This window comes from Mesorhizobium sp. M7D.F.Ca.US.004.03.1.1, from assembly GCF_003998635.1.
GTDB lineage: Bacteria > Pseudomonadota > Alphaproteobacteria > Rhizobiales > Rhizobiaceae > Mesorhizobium > Mesorhizobium loti.
On sequence record NZ_RZQG01000880.1, the window covers coordinates 1 to 2,419 of the forward strand.

The following is a 2,419-nucleotide window of genomic DNA, read 5'->3' on the forward strand; positions in this document are numbered from 1 at the left end:
GCGCGCGGGTGCGACGGCGAGCGCTCACGTGCAAAGTCGAGATGGACGGCCGCAGGGAAGACAAAGGCGACCGCTTCAAAGGAAAGACTGGCCAGCGCCAGGCCGGCATCGGGCGGCGGCGCAAAGGCCGGCGAAAACATGCTGCAGCCGAGCACGCAGCATACGGGCAGATGGGATGGCGGCTGGTTGCCGCCGGGAAGCTGGGTTGCGCCCTCATGGGTACAGATGACGTTGCCGAAGGCATCCAGTTGCGACGCATTTGGCCCGGTGCCGAAGGCGAAGGCACCAAGCGTCGACTGAAGCAGCAGCAGATAGGCCGCGACCAGCGCGACCGGCATGCTCCATCGTCTCCTCGGTATGGTCAAAGCCCTGCCTCTTCGCAGCAACCCAGCATACCTAGCACGCGGCCAGCAGCTGGAAAATCGCCAATTCGATGCTGCGGCAACGCGGCATATCAATGCATGTCGCTCAAAAGTGTGCTGCGGTTTTGGGACAACGACATGCATGAAACAGACTCTGAGCCGCGACGCGGCTCAGGATTTTTGTGGCGACCGGCTCTCCGGGATCGAGGTCAGCAAGGTCTGGCGCGCCGACTTCAGGTGCTTGCGGCAGGCAGCGTCGACCTTGCCGAGGTCACGCGATTTCAGCGCCTCGATATAGACCAGATGCTCACCTATCGCGACTTCGTTACGCTCACGTTCCTGCGCCTTGTTCCACTGGTAGTGGTAGTGGAAGATCATGGCGATGACGTCGTAGAAATCGACGATGAAGCGGTTGTGCGATGCCCGGTGGATGAGCCGGTGGAAGCGCTCGTCCAGCTCGGAGAATTCGTTGAAGCGAGAGGCGATCTCGCTTGCCAGTTGGCGATGCTCGTCTTCCAGACGGTCGAGATCGGCCCAGACCGCGCTGTCCTGCGGCAGAGCAGCGAAGGCGGCTGCCGAGCGCAGTTCGAACATTTCGCGGATTTCGGTCAGCTCCAGCGCGAAGGCGCGCGTAAAGCCCTTCAGCACCCAATGGCTGTTGCGGCGCTTCTCGATCAGGCCGAAGCGGGAGAAGCGGATCAGGAACTCGCGCACGCTGGTGGTGCCGACGCCGATCTCTCGCGCCAGTTCGAGTTCGTTGATCTGCATGCCGGCTTCGGCGCCGCCGGCAAGCAGCCTGCGCATAAACGACCGCTCGATGATTTCGGCCAGCGTGTCTGTTTCTTCCTCGGGGAAGAAATCATCCGGACGCGGTTCGCGCAGCACCGTCTTGGCGCGCTTGTTCCAGGCGATTAGTCCGGTCTCTTCCATGCGCGCAAGAATGGTGCGGACGGTGGTACGGCTGACGCCAAGCAAGGTGCCCAGTTCCGGCTCCGAAGGCAGGCTGCGCGTTTCGTCGAGCAGCCGCAGGCAGCGGTTATAGGCATCCTTGTAGACGTTGTTGCTCTTCGACATTCCTAACCCGTTGCACGCCGTCGCTTGCGGCGGCCGGTTTGAAGCGCAATATGACGTTCCCATGACCCTGAAAAGCGAAATCGCTTTCCGGAACACCCAAGGACATGCGGAACTCCCCAGCGAAAAAACAATTGACGCAAAACTGTTTTTTCACGATAAAAGACATTATCTTTAAACAGGCGCGTGTCAATCCGCCCGCGCATCCCAGGATCACCCAGGAAACCGCCCGTGAACGCCTCCAACTGCATTCTTCTGTCCCCCGCCGACAATGTGGCAGTCGCCAACGGCCGCATCGAGATCGGCACCGCGTTGCCAAACGGTGCCGTCGCCAGTGTGTTGATCGAGCCCGGTCACAAGGTGGCGATCAAGCCGATCGCCGCCGGCGAGGCCGTGGTGAAATACGCCCAGGCGATCGGTCGCGCCACACAGGATATTGCAGCGGGCGAGCACGTTCATTCGCACAATCTGGTTTTCGAATCCGGCCGCTTGCCGGTCGTGCCGCCGAGCGAGGCCGAGCACGCGACGGAGGCCGACCGCGCCCGCACCTTCATGGGCTATCGCCGCGCCGACGGCCGCGCCGGCACGCGTAATTTCATCGGCATCGTCGCCAGCGTCAATTGCTCGGCCACCGTCTGCCATTCCATCGCCGACACCGCCAACCGGACGCTGCTGCCGAAATATCCCGGCATCGACGGCTTCGTGCCGATCGTCCACGGCCAGGGCTGCGGCATGAGCGGCACCGGCGACGGCATGATGGTGCTGCACCGCACGCTTGCCGGCTACGCCCGCCACCCGAATTTCGGCGGCGTGCTGATGGTCGGCCTCGGTTGCGAGGTCAACCAGCTCACCCTCTACGGCCAGAAGGGCGTCGCTGCCGGCAAACGTCATTTCAACATCCAGGACGCCGGCGGTTCGCGCAAATCGGTGGAAAAGGCAATGGGCGTGCTGGCCGAGATTGCCGAGGAAGTCGGTCAGCTGAAGCG

The 2,419-nt window shown here is 62.5% G+C and carries 3 protein-coding genes; 1 reads left to right on the top strand and 2 read right to left on the bottom strand.

What is annotated here, in order from left to right; genetic code table 11:
• Window positions 1-338, bottom strand: a 338-nt coding sequence (locus EN935_RS31260) for a hypothetical protein (RefSeq protein ID WP_127373981.1), incomplete at its 3' end; no start/stop codon positions are given.
• A gap of 195 nt (window positions 339-533) precedes the next feature.
• Window positions 534-1,436, bottom strand: coding sequence for a GntR family transcriptional regulator (locus EN935_RS31265; RefSeq protein ID WP_127263216.1), 903 nt, complete (start codon window positions 1,434-1,436; stop codon window positions 534-536).
• A 228-nt stretch (window positions 1,437-1,664) separates the two neighbouring features.
• Between EN935_RS31265 and EN935_RS31270 the strand changes: the two genes are divergently transcribed.
• The coding region (locus tag EN935_RS31270; RefSeq protein ID WP_164771500.1) for a UxaA family hydrolase at window positions 1,665-2,419 on the top strand (755 nt) is incomplete at its 3' end.